Source organism: Chromobacterium sp. S0633 (genome assembly GCF_024158805.1).
Lineage (GTDB): Bacteria > Pseudomonadota > Gammaproteobacteria > Burkholderiales > Chromobacteriaceae > Chromobacterium.
Genome location: NZ_JAMZGH010000033.1, coordinates 25949 through 42676 on the forward strand (window position 1 = coordinate 25949; position 16728 = coordinate 42676).

Below are 16728 nucleotides of genomic sequence, written 5' to 3' on the forward strand. Positions count from 1 at the left end.
GAGGCCGGCGATCAATGCTGGATGATGTAGAGTTCCTTGCTGCGGTAGCGATCCACCGGGTTCTTCAGCGAGTAGCCGCCCACATACGGTTTCACCAGGCGCGGCAGCGTGTACTGCAGCACCGGGATCATCGGGTAGTCGTCCATCGCCAGCTTGGTGGCCTGAGTCAGCAATTGGGTGCGCTTGGCTTGATCGGTGCTTTCATTGCCCTGCTTGATCAACTCTTCCGCTTTCTTGTTGCAGTTGAAGTTGTCGTTCTGGGTATTGCCGCACTGGACCAGCGCCAGGAAGGTGGTGGCGTCGTTATAGTCGGCCAGCCAGCCGTTGCGCGCCACCTGGTAGTCGCCGTCGTGGCGTTTCTTCAGGAAGACCTTGAACTCCATGTTCTCCATGGAGGTGTTGAAGCCCAGCTTGCTCTTCCACTCGGAGGCCACGAAGATGGCCATCTTCTTGTGGTAGTCGCTGGTGTTGTAGGACAGCTTGAGCGTGGTGCCCGGCTTGACGCCGGCCTGGGCCAGCAGCTTCTTGGCCTCGTCCACGCGCTTGGCCATCGGCCATTGCGCCCAGTCGTAGCTGGTCGGCAGGCCGCCGTGCACGCCTTTGACCATCACGCTATAGGACGGCAGCTGGCCGTCGCCGGTGATTTTCTTGGCCATCAGGTCGCGGTCCACCACCATGGACAGCGCCTTGCGCACGCGCACGTCCTTCAGCAGCGGATCCTTGTTGTTCAGGCTGTAATAGCGCAGGCCCAGGATGGTGGAGGTTTTCAGATCCTTGGGCATGGCGCTCTTGAGCTTGTCGAAGCTGCCCGGCGGGATCTCGTAAGTCATGTCGGTCTGACCGGACTGATACAGCTTCTGGTCGGCGTTCTGATCTTCGATGGGCAGGAAGCTGACGCGGGTCAGCTGCACGCTCTTGGCGTTCCAGTACTGCGCGTTCTTCTCGATCACCACCTTGCTGTTGACTTGCCAGTCTTTCAGCACGAAGGGGCCGTTGCTGACCATCTTGCCCGGCTTGACCCAGTCCTTGCCGAACTTGTCGATCACCGCCTTGGGCGCCGGGCCCAGCTGGGCGTTGGACATCAGTTCCGGCAGGTAGGACACCGGGAAGGCGGTGTCCACTTGCACGGTGTATTTGTCCAGCGCCTTGATGCCGATGGCGGTCACCGGCTTCTTGCCGGCCACGATGGCCTCGCCGTTCAGGAAGAAGATGCCGAAGGTGCCGGCGTAGGGAGCGGCCAGCTTGGGATCCACCAGGCGGCGGATGCCGTAGACGAAGTCGTCGGCGGTGACGCCGCTGCCGTCGGACCATTTGGCGTTCTTGCGCAGCTTGAACACCCAGGTGGTGGGCGCGGTCTGTTTCCAGGACTCGGCCACGCCGGGCTGCAGCCGGCCTTCGTTGTCGGTGGCGGTCAGGCCTTCGAACAAGTCGTGGGTGATGATGTTGGCGGGCACGCCCTCCACCACCATGGGGTCCAGCGATTCCGGTTCGGAGCCGTTGGAGCGCACCAGTTCCTGCTTGGCGGCCAGCTTGGTGCCCGGCGGCACAATGGCGGCCAAGGCCGCGCCGGAAGTCAGGGCCAGCGCCACGGCGGCCGTGATTGTCTGTAGCGATTTTTTATCAGCCATCTCGCCTACTCTCCTAAGTATTGCCGCTCCCGTCGACTATCGCGGGGCGATCAGAATCTTCACTCGATTGTATCCAGAGTGGTTGGCGGCCATTATGCGCTGAGGATTTTGAATACTTCAAGTGCTAAGCACGGCGCGACGGCGGGCGATTTAACGTTTTTGTCGCAAATTGACTATCCTTGCCCGCATTAGCTGTCACAGCTTGCTGATTTCACATTGTTTTTCCACCATTATTTCGTTTCTCATTCTAAAAATTAATGCCTCTCATACGCATTGCTCATGGGATTGAAAATAAGCCTATACAATTACCCCATTCAAATATTACAAAACGCTTATTTTTAATTTGCAGGCTTTTCCCAAAATCATTAACGCTTTTGCGCTTGGCGAAAACGGAAGGGCTTGAGTAAGCTCGATCCGACGCATGCCGCGCGCCAGCCCCGCCCCCCGGCCCCACGCTCATGAGCCCAGGCCGCGCCGCCAACGCATCTTCCTGATCCGCAAGCCTTATTCGGCCCTATCATTCCAATATGCGGACAGAATCCGGCCCGGTTTTCCGGGCCGCGCGACCAGCGGCGGAGGGACGCCCTGGAAACGCGGCCCGCCGCCGGACTGATGTCCGCGGCAAGCGGCGACGCCGGCATGCGCCAGCAGGTATCGATGGGACGACGCCTGGCATCCACACGGCGGGCTAGGCGCCCGCCCCAAGAGCGAGAAGAAAAGATGAAGAAACGAGTCGTTGCAAGCGCTGCCGCGCTTGCTCTGGCTGCGGCCGGCCTGGCCGGCTGGTATGGCTCCAGGACGAGCGCCGCCGCGTCCAAAACCGCGGCGCGCCCGCCGATTGCCGTTGGCATCGCCAAAGTGGCGGCGGAGGATCTGCCGATAGAACTGAGCGCCACCGGCAATGTCACCGCCATTGAAAAGGTGGAGGTCAAGCCGCAAGTGTCCGGCGTGGTGGCCAAGGTCCACGTCAAGGAAGGCCAGAGCGTAAGCCCGGGCCAATTGCTGTTCACGCTGGACGCGGCGGCGGAAACCGCGCAGCTGAAAAAGGCTCAGGCGCAGACGCTCAGCGACCAGGCCCAGCTGAAAAACGCCGAACGCGACCTGGCGCGCAGCCGCGACCTGCTGGCGAAAAACTTCGTCTCGCAAAGCGTGGTGGACGCCAACCAGTCCAAGGCCGACGCGCTCAGCGCCACCGTGGCCGCGGACCGCGCTCAAGTGGAGGCGGCCCGCGTGGCGCTGGACTACAAAACGCTGCGCGCCTCCATCGGCGGACGCATCGGCGTGATCGGCGTCTATCCGGGCACCCTGGTGCAGCCGGGCATGGCCGCGGCGATGCTGACCATCACCCGCATTCATCCGATCAACGCCACCTTCACCCTGCCCGAGCGCGAACTGGGCGCGGTGCGCGCCGCCGAGGCCGCCGGCAAGCTGCTGGTGCGCGCCACGCTGCCGGACAGCGGCGACAGCGTGGACGGCAAACTGGTCTTCATCGATAGCGCGGTGGACAGCGCCAACGGCACGCTGACGCTGAAAGCCGAGTTTTCCAATCCGGACGGCAAGCTGTGGCCGGGCCAATTCGTCACCGTCTCGCTTAACGCCGGCCGCTACCGGCAGGCCACCACCATTCCGGTGGCGGCGCTGCTGACCGGGCCGGAAGGCAAATTCAGCTACGCGGTGCAGGCCGACGGCAGCGTCAAGCGCGTGCCGGTGGAACTGCTGGCCATCCATAAGGAAAAAGCCGTCGTCAAAGGGCTGAGCGTAGGCGAGGCCGTAGTGTCCAACGGCGGCCTCAACCTGCGCCCAGGCGACAAAGTGCGCGCGGCCGCGGCCGGCCCGGCCGGCGGAGGCCAGTGATGCAAATCTCCGAGCTCTGCATCCGCCGTCCGGTGATGACGGTGCTGCTGTGCCTATCCCTGGTGGTGGCCGGCCTGATCGCCTATCAGAAACTGCCCATCGCCGCGCTGCCCAGCTTCGACACCCCCACCATCAACGTTTCCGCCAGCCTGCCCGGCGCCAGCCCGGACAGCATGGCCTCCTCGGTGGCCGCGCCGCTGGAGAAGCAGTTTTCCACCATTCCCGGCATCGCGGTGATCAGTTCGTCCAGCACCCTGGGCAGCACCTCGATCACGCTGGAGTTCGACAACGACCGCAATATCGATCTGGCGGCGGTGGACGTGCAGGCGGCGCTGCTGCGCGCGCAGCGCTCGCTGCCGACGGAAATGACCTCGACGCCGTCCTACCGCAAGGTCAACCCGGCGGATTCGCCGGTGCTGCTGCTGGCGCTCAATTCGCCGGCGATGTCGCTGTCCGACCTCAACGACTACGCCGAAAACTGGATATCGCCCAATATCTCCACCCTCAAGGGCGTGGCCCAGGTCAACATCTTCGGCCAGAAGCGCTACGCGGTGCGGATCAAGGCCGATCCGGGCAAGCTGGCCTCGCGCAATCTGACGCTGGACGACGTGGCCGCCAGCATCCGCGCCGCCAACGTCAACACCCCGGTGGGCACGCTGGAGGGCAAATCGCAGCTGATGACGGTGGAAGCCAACCGCCAGCTGCAAAACGCCGCCCAGTTCGCCAACTTGGTGATCGCCAGCCGCAACGGCCTGCCGGTGAGGCTGTCCGACGTGGCCGCGGTGGAAGACAGCGTGGAAAACCTCAAAAGCGGCAGCTGGGTCAACGGCGAGCGCTCCATCGTGCTGGCGGTGATGCGGCAGAGCGACGCCAACACCGTGGCGGTGGTGGACGCCATCCGCAAGGAACTGCCGCAATTGCAGGCGCAATTGCCCGGCTCGGTGCGGCTGAACCTGCTGAACGACCGCTCGCAGTCCATCCGCGAAGCCATCCACGACGTCAAGCTGACCCTGCTGCTCACCATCGCGCTGGTGATCATGGTGATCTTCATGTTCCTGCAGCGCATGGCGGCCACGGTGATCCCGGCGCTCTCGCTGCCGATCTCGCTGATCGGCACCATCGCCCTGATGTACTGGCTGGGCTACAGCCTAGACAATATCTCGCTGCTGGGCATCACGCTGGCGGTGGGCCTGGTGGTGGACGACGCCATCGTGATGCTGGAAAACATCGTCCGCTACATCGAGGAAGGACTGTCGCCGATGGAGGCGGCGCTGAGGGGCTCGCGCGAGATCGCCTTCACCATCGTGTCGATCTCCTTGTCGCTGGTGGCCATCTTCATTCCCATCTTCTTCATGCAGGGCGTGATCGGCCTGCTGTTCCATGAGTTCGCCGTGGTGGTGTCGCTGGCGGTACTGGTGTCGGCGGCGGTGTCGCTGACCCTGATCCCGCTGCTGTCCTCGCGCTTTCTCAGCGCCGACTCGATCGGACACCAGGCCCGGCGCGGCCGGCTGGCCGCCGCGCTGGAAGGCGGCTTCGACGCGGTGCTGGCCGGCTATCGCCGCACGCTGGACCTGGCGCTCAAGCATCGCCGCCTGACCCTGGCCGGCGCGCTGTCCACCTTCGTCCTGACCGCGCTGATGTTCAACGGCATTCCCAAGGGCTTCTTCCCCACCGAGGACACCGGCCAGATCATGGCCAGCACCGAGGCGGCGCAGGACATCTCCTACGAGGCCATGCTCAAGCTGCAGCAACGCGCCGCGGCCATCACCCAGGCCAATCCCAACGTCGCCTTCGCCACCTCCTCGCTGTCCGGCGGCAACACCGGCCGCATGTTCATCCAGCTCAAACCGCGCGGCGAGCGCGCCAAGCTGGACCCGACCATGGAAAGCCTGCGTCGCGACCTGCGCGCGGTGCCGGGGCTCAGCGTCTATCTGAACCCGACGCAGAACCTGCGCCTGGGCGGGCGCCAGAGCAAGAGCCGCTACCAGTACACCTTGCAGGGCATACAGGCGGAAAGCCTGAACACCTGGTCCGACAAGCTCTTGCAGCAGATGCAGGCCGATCCCATCTTCCGCGACGTCACCAGCGATTCCCAGCTCAAGGGGCTGCAAGCCAAGCTGAACATAGACCGCGACAAGGCCAATCTGCTGGGCGTGGACATCCAGAGCATACGCAGCGCGCTGTACAGCGCCTTCGGCGAACGGCAGATTTCCACCATCTACACCGCCAGCGACAACTATCAGGTCATCCTGCAGGCGGACGACCCGTTCAAGGTCAACGAGTTCGACTTCTCGCGGCTGCGCGTGCGCGCCGCCGACGGCCAGCTGGTGCCGCTGTCCAGCATCGCCTCGGTGGAGCGCACCGTCGGCCCGATCTCGGTCAACCACCAGGGCCAGCTACAGGCGGTGACGCTGTCCTTCAACCTGGCGCCCGGCATCCCGCTGAGCCAGGCCGATCAACACCTGCGCCAGCTCAAGGACCGCATCTCGCTGCCGCCCTCCATCGCCACCAGCTATAGCGGCGACGCCGCCGCCTTCGAGGAAACCCAGGGCAGCCAGATCCTGTTGCTGGGCATCGCGGTGGCGGTGATCTACGTGCTGCTGGGGGTGCTGTACGAAAGCTATATCCACCCGCTGACGATTCTGTCCGGCCTGCCCTCCGCCGCCATCGGCGCGCTGGGCACGCTGATGCTGTTCGGCCAGGAACTGACCGTGATCGCCAGCATCGGCATCCTGATGCTGATCGGCATCGTCAAAAAGAACGCCATCATGATGATCGATTTCGCGCTGGAGGCTCAGCGCAAACAGGGCATGTCGCCGGAACAGGCCATCCACGCAGCCTGTCTGCTGCGCTTCCGGCCCATCATGATGACCACGCTGGCGGCGCTGATGGGCGCGCTGCCCATCGCGCTGGGCCTGGGCGCCGGCGCCGAGTTGCGCCAGCCCTTGGGCCTGGCGGTGGTGGGCGGCCTGGTGTTCTCCCAGGTGGTCACGCTCTACATCACCCCGGTGCTCTATCTGTATTTCGACGCGCTGGCGCAACGCCACGCAGCCTGGCGGGAAAAACGGCGCGCGCTGCGCGCCTGACGCGACAAGGCCCGCGCCGGAGTCCGGCGCGGGCCTTTGTATTTTCAGCAGCCTCAGCCCTGACGCAAACGCTTGAGCGCCTCCTCGGCGTCGCGCGGCGCGCGCCGGTCCGGGCAGGCCAGCTCGCGCAGCGTGCGGCGCAGCTTGTCGTCGCGCTCTATCTTGCGCCACACCGCCTTGGTGGAGCGGATCCAGTTTTTATCGACGCTGTTGCCGAAGGCGTAAGCGCGGTAGCTGCCCTCATTGCACAACAGGCCCTCGAAACTCAGATTCTCGCCGCCCGCCGGGCTCTTCACCCGCACGATCATGCGCACCACGCCGTCCTCGCCCGCGCTCAGGGTCTTGGCGTCGACGAAATACTGATTGACCTGCAGATTGTCGGTGCTGACCGCGATCCAGTCCGGCTGCGCCGGATACGGCGGCAACTGGTAATCGCCCTCCTGCCACGGCACTTCCGGCGCAAAATCTATATTCTTCTTGATCTTGTTGTCGGCCAGCGCCGGCTGCGCGGCGCAGAGGGCCAGCGCGATGATGGCGGCAAAAGTCTTCAAATCTCTAACTCCTCGTTCAACGCGCCGGGGCCGCGCTAGGCTGGCCCGGACGCAAGGTAAAACGGCGGCGGCCGGTTTCCCTGCCGGCCAAGCCCCAACTCAACTCCGAAAACTGCATATCGCCGCGCGCCGACACCGTCAGCAGCATGGACGCGCGGGTGCCATAGTCGCGGCCCTTGATGAAGATGGGCGACAGCACCCGCTCCAGCGCGGAACCGATGCGGGTGTTCGGCAACTGTCCCGGCGGCGCCGGCGTGCCGTCGGACAGGGCGATGAAAGCCTGATCCTCGGTGGGCACGCGCTGAAACTCGCGCAAATACTCCGCCAGCCGCTCGCTCTTGAACCACGGCGTGTCCAGCGTGGCGTTGGACAAGGTGTGAATGCCCGGCGTCACGCGGGCGATCTGGCCGCCGCGGCTGTGGAAATGAAACAGGTCCGAGGTATAGCCGAACAACAGGTTAAACGGCGCATAGCGGCCTTGCTCGGCGCGCAGCCAGTCCGCGAAGGCGAACGGGTCCTCGTCGCCGGCGACGAAGCGCTCCACCAGTTCGCCGCGCGAGCGCTCCGCCTTGACCGGGTGGCCGTCGCGGATATTGGTCACCGCGGCGATGCGGCCGCGGCCGTCCACCATCAGCCAGCCGCCGCCGGACTCGGCGTCGCGGCCGCCCAGCGTATTCTGATATTGCGGCCACCAATCCAGCGGTTCGGTCGGACGCGCATAGTATTCGTCCCGGTTGGCCAGCAACACCAGCTGGCCCAGTCCGGGGGTCTTGTAGGCAAAAGCGATCACGCACATGATGAAGACCGATTTGAGGATGGCTTGGCGACTCGCGTAAACTTAGGGTTTAGGGAGCAGCCGCGGACAGTTCCGACCAGGCCTGTATTCCGCTCGATGTCCGCCTCGCGTCGGCGATGCGGCCTTGAACGGGTTCCAAGCGGCCGGGCTTCCCTCCATTGTAACTGATAAGGCTGAGGAAGCCGGACCATGAATTTCGACAAGACCATAGACCTCTCCGGCCTCAACTGCCCGCTGCCCATCCTGCGCGCCAAGAAGGCGCTGGCGGAAATGGACAGCGGCGCGGTGCTGGAGGTGATCGCCACCGATCCCGGCGCGCCCAAGGACTTCGAAGCCTTCTGCCGTCAGACCGGCAATGCGCTGTTGACCTCGGACACCACGGCGGAAGGCAAATTCCGCATGGTGCTGAAACGGAAATAATTTCGATGGCTCGGAACCTGTTTACCCGCTCGCCAGCAAAGGCGAGACCAGGCGAAAGCGGCTGAAGAAGCGGAATGCACATAGCGTACATGAGCATTCTGAAGAGACTTTCAACGCCGTATCGCCAACGCGCAGCAGCTTGTAAACAGGTTATTTTTGGCCGCCGCCTTTTTCACCGCTACCCGCAGGCAAGACCATGACGCAAACCCTGACCCTGATCCGCCCCGATGACTGGCATCTGCACGTGCGCGACGGCGCGGCGCTGGCCGCCGTATTGCCCGACACCTGTCGCCAGATGGGCCGCGCCATCATCATGCCCAATCTCAAGCCGCCGGTGACCACCGTGGACGCCGCCGCCGCCTACCGAGAGCGCATCCTGGCCGCGCGCCCGGCCGGCAGCCGCTTCGAGCCGCTGATGACGCTCTACCTGACCGACAACACCTCGCCGGCGGAAATCCGCAAGGCCAAGGCCAGCGGTTTCGTCCACGCGGTCAAGCTCTACCCGGCCGGCGCCACCACCAATTCCGATTTCGGCGTGTCCGACGTCAACAAAGCCATGCCGGCGCTGGAGGCCATGGCCGAGGCCGGGCTGCCGCTGCTGGTGCACGGCGAAGTCACTGATCCGGCCATCGACGTGTTCGACCGCGAAGCGGTGTTCATCGAGCAAGTGTTCCAACCGCTGCTGGCCAAGCTGCCCGCGCTGCGCGTGGTGTTCGAGCACATCACCACCCGCGACGCCGCCGAATACGTGGCCGCCGCGCCGGACAACGTCGCCGCCACCATCACCGCCCACCACCTGCTGATGAACCGCAACGCGCTGTTCGTCGGCGGCATCCGCCCGCATCATTACTGCCTGCCGGTGCTCAAGCGCGAGCTGCACCGCCAGGCGCTGCTCAAGGCCGCCACCAGCGGCTCCGCCAAGTTCTTCCTCGGCACCGACAGCGCGCCGCACGCGCGCCACGCCAAGGAGAGCAGCTGCGGCTGCGCCGGCATGTACACCGCCAACGCCGCCATCGAGCTGTACGCGGAGGCCTTCGAGGCCGCCGGCGCGCTGGACCAGCTGGAAGCCTTCGCCAGCCTCAACGGCCCGGCCTTCTACCGCTTGCCGGTCAACGAAGAGCGCGTGACCCTGGCCAAGCAGGCGTGGACCGTGCCGGACACGCTGCCCTACGACGGCGACGCGCTGGTGCCGCTGCGCGCCGGCGAGAGCATTGCCTGGAAGCTGCTGGACTAAGAAGCTGTTTACGATCTGCTGCGCGTCGGCGATACGGCGTTGAAAACAGACTCTTAAAGAGCAATGGCGAACAACACCCGGTCCCAGCGCCGGTCTGTTGTCCGCCGCGCCGCCTCAATCGTCGCGGGTCAGCACTTCCAGCAGCTCGATCTCGAACAAGAGATTGGAATTGGGCTGGATGCGGGCGCCGATCTGGCGCTCGCCGTAGGCCAGATGCGCCGGCACGTACAGCCGGCGCTTGCCGCCCGCCTTCATGCCCATCAAGCCCTGATCCCAGCCCTTGATCACGCGGCCGGTGCCGATCACGCACTGGAACGGCCGCCCCTTCGCGTAGGACGAATCGAACTCGGTGCCGTCCTCCAGCCAGCCGGTGTACTGCGTGGTGATCAAGGCGCCCTTGACCACCTCCTTGCCCGTGCCCTCCACCAGATCGGTGATGTGCAGTTCATCGCTCATATGGCTTCCTCGCCTTCAATCTGCCGCGGATGATAGCGGACTCGTCCCGCCGCGGCGAGCCCGGCTCGCCGGCCGGCGCGGTAGTCGCGCGTAAAACTTTTTCTACAAATATATTAATCATTAAATGCAATTCAAATACTACAAGGACAAACTTTCCCATTTGACATACATCATGACAAATCAGTAGGATGCAAACACTTGAGAACGGCTGATCCCATACAAAATAGCCGTCGGAGAAATAGCAGGAGCCGTCAGGCCAACGCCCGGGAAAGTATTCCAGGCGTGGCAGGCAGGCCAGGAGAACCCCCTATGTTGCTGGATTTGCCATGGCAGGACCTGAGCGCCATCTTTGCGGCGGTCACCATTGCTTACGTGATTTTCGGCGTGGCCGGTTTCGGCACCGCCCTGGTCGCCAGCCCGGTGCTGGCCATTTTCATCCCGGTGGCCAAGATCGTGCCGCTGCTGGCGCTGATGGATATGTTCGCCGCCTTCAGCAACATCCTGCGCGACGGCAGCAAGGCGGACCTGGGCGAACTGAAGCGGCTGATCCCGCTGATGGTGGCCGGCAGCCTGATCGGCGCCGCCATCCTGCTGAAAACCCGGCCTGACGCGCTGCTACTGGCCTTGGGCGTGTTCGTGGTGGCCTACTCGCTGTATTCGCTCAGCGGCCTCAGCCCCAAGCGGCAATTCCAGCCCCGCGCGGCGGTGCCCTTCGGCCTGGTGGGCGGCGTCTTCAGCGCGCTGTTCGGCAGCGGCGGCTTCATCTACGCCATTTATCTGTCCGGCCGCATCGAGCAGAAAGAACATCTGCGCATCACCCAGACCACGCTGATCGGCCTAAGCACCCTGACCCGGGTGGTGCTGTTCGCGCTGGCCGGCGTTTATATGGACGCCTCCCTGCTGCTGCTGGCGCTGATCCTGGCGCCGGCCATGTTGTGCGGGGTGTTCGCCGGCCGACACATCACCCTGCGGCTGACCCGCGAACAATTCATCCGGGTGATCAATACCGTCGTCCTGTTTTCCGGCATCGTCCTGCTGGGCCGTTACTTCAGCCACTGAGCGGCCCCACTACTCAATACCCGCCGTAGCCATCCGCCGGCCGCGACCACGCGCGGCCGCGCCCATGGCGTCGATTCTCTCATCCCTGACGGGAGGGCGTCGTGTCGCCCGCAGTCCGGGAATGTGTTTGCTGCTCTTAAATGACGATGAGGAGTGCCAAGTGAATCATGCTGCATTGAACGAAATGATGACGCCGGAGGAGTACCTGGCCAGTCTCAACGATGGCCGCGAAGTCTACATCTACGGCCAGAAGGTGGCGGACGTCAGCCGGCACCCGGCTTTCCGCAACAGCGCTTACTCGATGTCGCGGCTGTACGAGGCGCTGCACCATCCGGACAGCCAGGAGCTGATGACCGACATCGATCCGGAAGGCTATCGCACCCACCGCTATTTCATGCCCAGCCGCTCCTGTGAGGACTTGCTCAAGGCCCGCGACGCCATCGCCCACTGGTCGCGGCTGACTTACGGCTTCATGGGCCGCACCCCGGACTACAAGGCCGGCTTCACCGCCACGCTGAAATCCGACCCCCATCTGTACGCGCCCTTCCACGACAACGCGCTGAACTGGTATCGCCAGAGCGCGCGCAAAGTGCTGTTCCTCAACCACGTGCTGGTGAACCCGCCGGCGGGCCGCGCCCGCGCCGCCTCGGAGATGCGCGATCTTTACCTGCACGTGGAGAGGGAAACCGACGCCGGCATCATCGTGCGCGGCGCCAAGATGGTGGCCACCAGCGCGGCCATCTCCAACGCCACCTTCGTCGCCCAGAACAGCGCCGCCCAATACCAGGCCGGCGGCGAGGAGGACTTCGCGCTGTGCTTCATCCTGCCGATGAACGCGCCCAATCTCAAGATCATCTGCCGCCGCTCTTACGAGGCCGCGGCGCTCAGCCCCTTCGACAACCCGCTGTCCAGCCGCTTCGACGAAAACGACTCGGTGCTGATCTTCGACGGCGTGTTCGTGCCCTGGGAAAACGTGCTGATCTACCGCGACATCGAGCGCGCGCGCAGCTTCTATTCCGCCTCCGGCTTCCTCAACCGCTATCCGCTGCAATCCGGCACCCGGCTGGCGGTGAAGATGGATTTCATCTGCGGCCTGCTGGCCAAGGTGCTGGAATCCAACGGCAGCGACGGCTTCCGTGGCGTACGCGCCCGGCTGGCCGACATCGTGGCGCTGCGCAATCTGATGTGGTCGCTGACCGAATCGCTGTGCCACAACCCGGAACCGCGCCGCGACGGCTCGGTGGTGCCGCGGCTGGAAGCCGCCGCCACGGTGCGCTATTTCGGCACCCAGATGATGTCCCAGCTCAAACCGGTGTTCAACACCATACTCGGCGGCTCGCCCATCATGCAGGTGTCCAGCTGGCTGGACCTGGCCAATCCGGAACTCAAGGACCTGATCGGCTGCTACTTCCAGGGCACCGATCAAGAGGCGGTGGACCGGCTCAAATTGATCAAGCTGCTGTGGGACGCGCTGGGCAGCGAGTTCGGCGGCCGCCACGAACTGTACGAGCACAACTACGCCGGCAACAACGAGCAGGTGCGGCTGGACATGCTGCGCCACTGCGAGAGCAGCGGCGTGCTGGAGCAATGCCGCGCGCTGGTGGACGACTGCATGGCCGACTACACGCCGGACGGCTGGGCACGTCCGGGCTGGCAGTTCGACGGCGCTTGCCGCGACCGCGCGTGAACCGGACCGGAAAGGAGGCAAGCATGCTGTACGCAGGCAAATGGGACCGCGCCGGTCTGGACTACCAGGCCTTGAAGAACCAATGGCACGTGGTGGCGCGCGCCGACGAAGTCAGCGCAGAACGCCCCAAGGCGGTGCGGCTGCTGGGCGAGGAACTGGTGCTGTGGCGCGACGGCGCCGGCCAGATCCACGCCTGGAAAGATTATTGCGGCCACCGCGGCGCCAAGCTGTCGCTGGGCTGCGTCAAAAAGGGCGAGATCGAATGCCCGTACCACGGCTGGCGCTTTGACGCCGGCGGCCAGTGCACGCGGGTGCCGGCCCACCCGGACCAAGCCACGCCCTCGTCGGCGCGGCTGATCTTCCGCCACCACGCGGCCGAACGCTACGGCCTGATCTGGGCCAGCCTGGACGCGCCGCAGCGGCCGCTGCCGGTGTTCCCGGAATGGGAGGACGACAGCTTCCGCAAGGTCTTCGCCGGCCCCTATCGCTATATGGGCAACGCCTTGCGCTCGGTGGAAAACTTCCTCGACGCCTCGCACTTCCCCTTCGTCCACGCCAATCTCAACGGCGACCCGGATGCGCCGGAGCCCTTGCCGGACTACCAGGTGTTCAAGGGCGAACACGGGCTGCGCACCTCGGAAATCTCGGTGTTCCAGCCCTATGGCGACCACCGCGGCATCCCGGTCACCGCGCGCTACACCTACTCGGTGTTCAACCCCACCACCGCCTACTTCGTCAAGAAGACCGGCGACACCGAGCGCTTCTGCACCTTCCTAAACGCCACCCCGGTGGACGAGGCCGAGTGCGTGATCTGGCTGATCGTCGCCATCAACTTCGGCGCCGACTTGAGCGAGGAAAAAATCCTCTATCGCCAGGACATGGTGTTCGAGCAGGACCGGCTGATCGTGGAGTCGCAGCGCCCGGCGCGGCTGCCGCTGGACCTCCAGCAGGAAATGCATGTGCGCAGCGACCGCTTGGGCATCGAATACCGGCGCTGGATCAAGGAACTGGGTCAGCGCGCCGGCGCGCAGGACCACGCCGAGCCGCGCGCCGCGGCCTTGCTGAACTGACAGGGAGCAAACGATGGACGCCTTTGAACCCCGCCGCCTGCAACTGGCCGAGCGCGAATCCAACGCCCGCACCTACGCGCGCGGCATAGACCGCGTGATCAGCCGCGGCGAACTGGCCCGAGTCTACGACAGCGAGGGCCGCGAATACCTGGACTGCCTGGCCTGCGCCGGCGCGCTGCCGCTGGGCCACAACCACCCTTTCGTCCAACAGCGGGTGGCCGATTTTCTGCAGTCCGGCCAGCTGCAGCAGGCGCTGGACATCGCCACCCCGGCCAAGCTCGCCTTCGTGGAACAGCTGTACCAGGCCCTGCCGGCCGCCTTCGCCGAACACGCCAAAGTGCAGTTCTGCGGCCCGTCCGGCTCCGACGCGGTGGAAGCCGCGCTCAAATTGTTCAAGACCGCCACCGGCCGCCGCCCGGTGCTGGCCTTCCAGGGCGCCTACCACGGCATGACCATGGGCGCGCTGGGCATGATGGGCAATCTGGGGCCGAAACAGGCGGTCAGCGGCTACCCGGCGGAAATCCAGTTTCTGCCGTTTCCCTACGCCTACCGCAGCCCCTTCGGCGCCGACGCCGCCGACACCGAGCGCCTGTCGCTGGCCTATCTGGAAAACCTGCTGTCCGACCCGGAAAGCGGCGTAGGCAAGCCGGCCATGCTGCTGGTGGAGCCCATCCAGGGCGAAGGCGGCTGCATTCCGGCCAGCGCGGAATGGCTGCGCGGCCTGCGCGAGATCACCGCGCGCCACGATGTGCCGCTGGTGATGGACGAAGTGCAGACCGGCTTCGGCCGCAGCGGCGACATGTTCGCCCATGAATGGGCCGGCATCGTGCCGGACGCCGTCATCCTGTCCAAGGCGGTGGGCGGCGGCTACCCGCTGGCCCTGGTGGCCTACCACCGGAAATACGACCGCTGGGCGCCCGGCGCTCACGCCGGCACCTTCCGCGGCAACCAGATCGCCCTGGTCAGCGGCGCGGCCACGCTGGAATACCTGCGCCGGCCCGGCATGCTGGAGCAGGTGCGGGAAGTGGGCCAGCTGCTGCGCCGGCGCTTGCAGGCGCTGCAAACGCGCTTCTCCTGCATCGGCGAGGTGCGCGGCCGCGGCCTGATGCTGGGCGTGGAACTGATAGACCCCAACGGCGCGCCGGACGCGCTGGGCCACCCGCCGGCCAACGGCCTGCTGGCCAAGGCGCTGAAACGCGCCTGTCTGGAACACGGCCTGATCCTGGAGAGCGGCGGCCGCCACGGCGCGGTGATGCGGCTGCTGCCGCCGCTGATCATCAGCGCCGACGACGCGGAGGACATCGTCCGCCGTTTTGAAACCGCGCTGGCCAGCCTGTGGCCCGCCGCCCCGGCCGCCGCGCACGCCCCGGCCGCAATGGCATTCTGAACCCTGGAGCGACAGCATGACGCACACCGTACACGACATCATCGGCATCGGCTTCGGCCCCGCCAACATCGCGCTGGCCATCGCGCTGGAAGAACTGGCGCCGCAGCTGTCCGTGCGCTTCCTCGAGCGGCGGCCCTCCGCCGCCTGGCAGCCCGGCATGCTGCTGGAAGGCTCGGACATCCAGAACCACCCGCTGCGCGACCTGGTCACCCCGCGCAACCCGCGCAGCCGCTACACCTTCACCAACTTCCTGCACGAGCACAACCGGCTCTACGAGCACCTGAACCTGCCGCTGCACTACCCGCTGCGGCTGGAGTACGCGCAATACGTCAGCTGGGCCGCCGGCTGCTTCCAGCACCTGGTGGAATACCAGCGCGAAGTCATCGACATCCTGCCGGTCAGCGACAGCGACGGCGCGCTCAGCCATTACCGCGTGCTCTGCGCCGACGGCCGCGAATACCTGGCCCTCAGCGTGGTGCTGGCGCCGGGCCGCACCCCCAACATCCCGGAACCGTTCCAGCGCGCGCCGGACCCGCGCGTGGTCCACCTCAACCACTACCTGCCGGCGCTGGAACGGCTCAAGGCCAAGGGCGGCGGCCGGGTGGCGGTGATAGGCGGCAGCCAGAGCGCGGTGGAAATCCTGCTGCACGCCAGCGCCGAGCCGGCGCTGACGCGGGTGGTCGGCGTCACCCGCAACTTCGGCTACCGTCAGAAAGACACCAGCCCCTTCTCCGACGAGGTGTATTTCCCCGCCTTCGTCGACGCCTTCTTCGCCGCCAGCCCGGAACACAAGACCCGGCTGCGCCAGGAACTGGTGTTCACCAATTATTCGGCCGCCGACATCGACGTGCTCAACCAGCTCTACGTCAAGCAATACGCCAACCGGCTGCAGGACAAGGACAGCCTGGCCCTGCTCACCTGCATGGACACCGAGGCCTGCGAACCCGGCGCCGACGGCGTCACCCTGCAGCTGCGCCACTTCCTGGGCGGAGAAGTCGTCAGCGAAACCGTGGACCTGGTGATCTTGGCCACCGGCTTCCTGGATCTGGGGCGCGGCCCCAAGCGCGAACCCTGGCCGCGCGTATTGGAAACGCTGGCGCCGCAGCTGTGCGCCGAGCGCGACACCGTGGACATCGCGCTGGACTACCGCGTGCGCCTGCAGGGCGAGGCCGACCGCGGCGCGCCGCTCTACCTGAACGGCCTGTGCGAATCCTCGCACGGCATGGGCGACGCCGGCTCCTTCAGCCTGCTGGCGCTGCGCTCGCAGGCCATCGTGCAATCGCTGACGGCGCGGCTGGAACAAGGATCGCGGCATGACGGCGCCCGCGCTTGAGGCACTGCTGAGCGCCGCCAGCGGCTGGCAGGCGCGCGCGCCGCGACTGCTGGCGGCCAAGGCCGACGCGCTGCCGGTCAGTTGCGAACTGGCGGTGATAGGCGCCGGCCTCACCGGGCTGTCGGCGGCGCTGGCCGCCGCCGAGGCCGGCTGCTCGGTGGTGGTGC

Annotated in this window: 13 protein-coding genes and 1 pseudogene; 10 read left to right on the forward strand and 4 right to left on the reverse strand. The window is 65.6% G+C overall.

The window, feature by feature from the left end; translation table 11 throughout:
- Positions 1-11 precede the first annotated feature (11 nt).
- Positions 12-1628 carry a peptide ABC transporter substrate-binding protein gene (locus NK214_RS18395; protein ID WP_253315174.1) on the reverse strand — a complete coding sequence of 539 codons (1617 nt, stop codon included), beginning with the start codon at positions 1626-1628 and terminating at the stop codon, positions 12-14.
- A 720-nt stretch (positions 1629-2348) separates the two neighbouring features.
- Here NK214_RS18395 and NK214_RS18400 point away from each other — a divergent pair.
- Positions 2349-3482 (forward strand): efflux RND transporter periplasmic adaptor subunit, encoded by a 1134-nt coding sequence (locus tag NK214_RS18400; protein WP_253315175.1) that lies wholly within the window; start codon positions 2349-2351, stop codon positions 3480-3482.
- Positions 3482-6568, forward strand: a complete 3087-nt coding sequence (locus NK214_RS18405; protein ID WP_235085976.1) for an efflux RND transporter permease subunit — start codon at positions 3482-3484, stop codon at positions 6566-6568. Before NK214_RS18400 ends, NK214_RS18405 begins: the two co-directional genes overlap by 1 nt.
- A gap of 53 nt (positions 6569-6621) precedes the next feature.
- Here NK214_RS18405 and NK214_RS18410 read toward each other — a convergent pair whose 3' ends face one another.
- A complete protein-coding gene (locus NK214_RS18410; RefSeq protein ID WP_053074386.1) occupies positions 6622-7119 on the reverse strand; it encodes a CNP1-like family protein in 498 nt (165 codons plus the stop codon).
- 16 nt (positions 7120-7135) lie between these two features.
- Positions 7136-7915: an NRDE family protein gene (locus NK214_RS18415; RefSeq protein ID WP_107800874.1), complete on the reverse strand. Its 780-nt coding sequence runs from the start codon at positions 7913-7915 to the stop codon at positions 7136-7138.
- Between the two features lie 189 nt (positions 7916-8104).
- Between NK214_RS18415 and NK214_RS18420 the strand changes: the two genes are divergently transcribed.
- Both NK214_RS18420 and pyrC read left to right on the forward strand, forming a co-directional pair.
- Positions 8105-8335 (forward strand): sulfurtransferase TusA family protein, encoded by a 231-nt coding sequence (locus NK214_RS18420; RefSeq protein ID WP_043589636.1) that lies wholly within the window; start codon positions 8105-8107, stop codon positions 8333-8335.
- A 196-nt stretch (positions 8336-8531) separates the two neighbouring features.
- Positions 8532-9569 (forward strand): dihydroorotase, encoded by a 1038-nt coding sequence (pyrC, locus tag NK214_RS18425; RefSeq protein WP_227105456.1) that lies wholly within the window; start codon positions 8532-8534, stop codon positions 9567-9569.
- A 114-nt stretch (positions 9570-9683) separates the two neighbouring features.
- On the opposite strand, the gene NK214_RS18430 is transcribed toward pyrC, so the two are convergent.
- On the reverse strand, positions 9684-10025 hold the full coding sequence (locus NK214_RS18430; protein ID WP_107800876.1) for an FKBP-type peptidyl-prolyl cis-trans isomerase: 342 nt from the start codon (positions 10023-10025) through the stop codon (positions 9684-9686).
- Positions 10026-10334: 309 nt separating this feature from the next.
- On the opposite strand from NK214_RS18430, the gene NK214_RS18435 reads away from it, so the two are divergent.
- From NK214_RS18435 to NK214_RS18460, 6 genes and pseudogenes are all read left to right on the forward strand, one after another.
- Complete coding sequence (locus tag NK214_RS18435; RefSeq protein WP_048413068.1) at positions 10335-11084, forward strand: sulfite exporter TauE/SafE family protein; 750 nt, start codon at positions 10335-10337, stop codon at positions 11082-11084.
- Between the two features lie 160 nt (positions 11085-11244).
- Positions 11245-12771, forward strand: coding sequence for a 4-hydroxyphenylacetate 3-hydroxylase family protein (locus NK214_RS18440; protein WP_199225936.1), 1527 nt, complete (start codon positions 11245-11247; stop codon positions 12769-12771).
- Between the two features lie 23 nt (positions 12772-12794).
- Positions 12795-13841, forward strand: a complete 1047-nt coding sequence (locus NK214_RS18445) for an aromatic ring-hydroxylating dioxygenase subunit alpha (protein ID WP_253315176.1) — start codon at positions 12795-12797, stop codon at positions 13839-13841.
- A 13-nt stretch (positions 13842-13854) separates the two neighbouring features.
- Complete coding sequence (locus NK214_RS18450) at positions 13855-15228, forward strand: diaminobutyrate--2-oxoglutarate transaminase family protein (RefSeq protein WP_253315177.1); 1374 nt, start codon at positions 13855-13857, stop codon at positions 15226-15228.
- A gap of 16 nt (positions 15229-15244) precedes the next feature.
- On the forward strand, positions 15245-16561 hold the full coding sequence (locus NK214_RS18455) for a lysine N(6)-hydroxylase/L-ornithine N(5)-oxygenase family protein (RefSeq protein WP_253315178.1): 1317 nt from the start codon (positions 15245-15247) through the stop codon (positions 16559-16561).
- Positions 16542-16728: pseudogene (locus tag NK214_RS18460) on the forward strand (hypothetical protein); the annotation flags it as partial. The gene NK214_RS18455 and the pseudogene NK214_RS18460, both read left to right, overlap by 20 nt.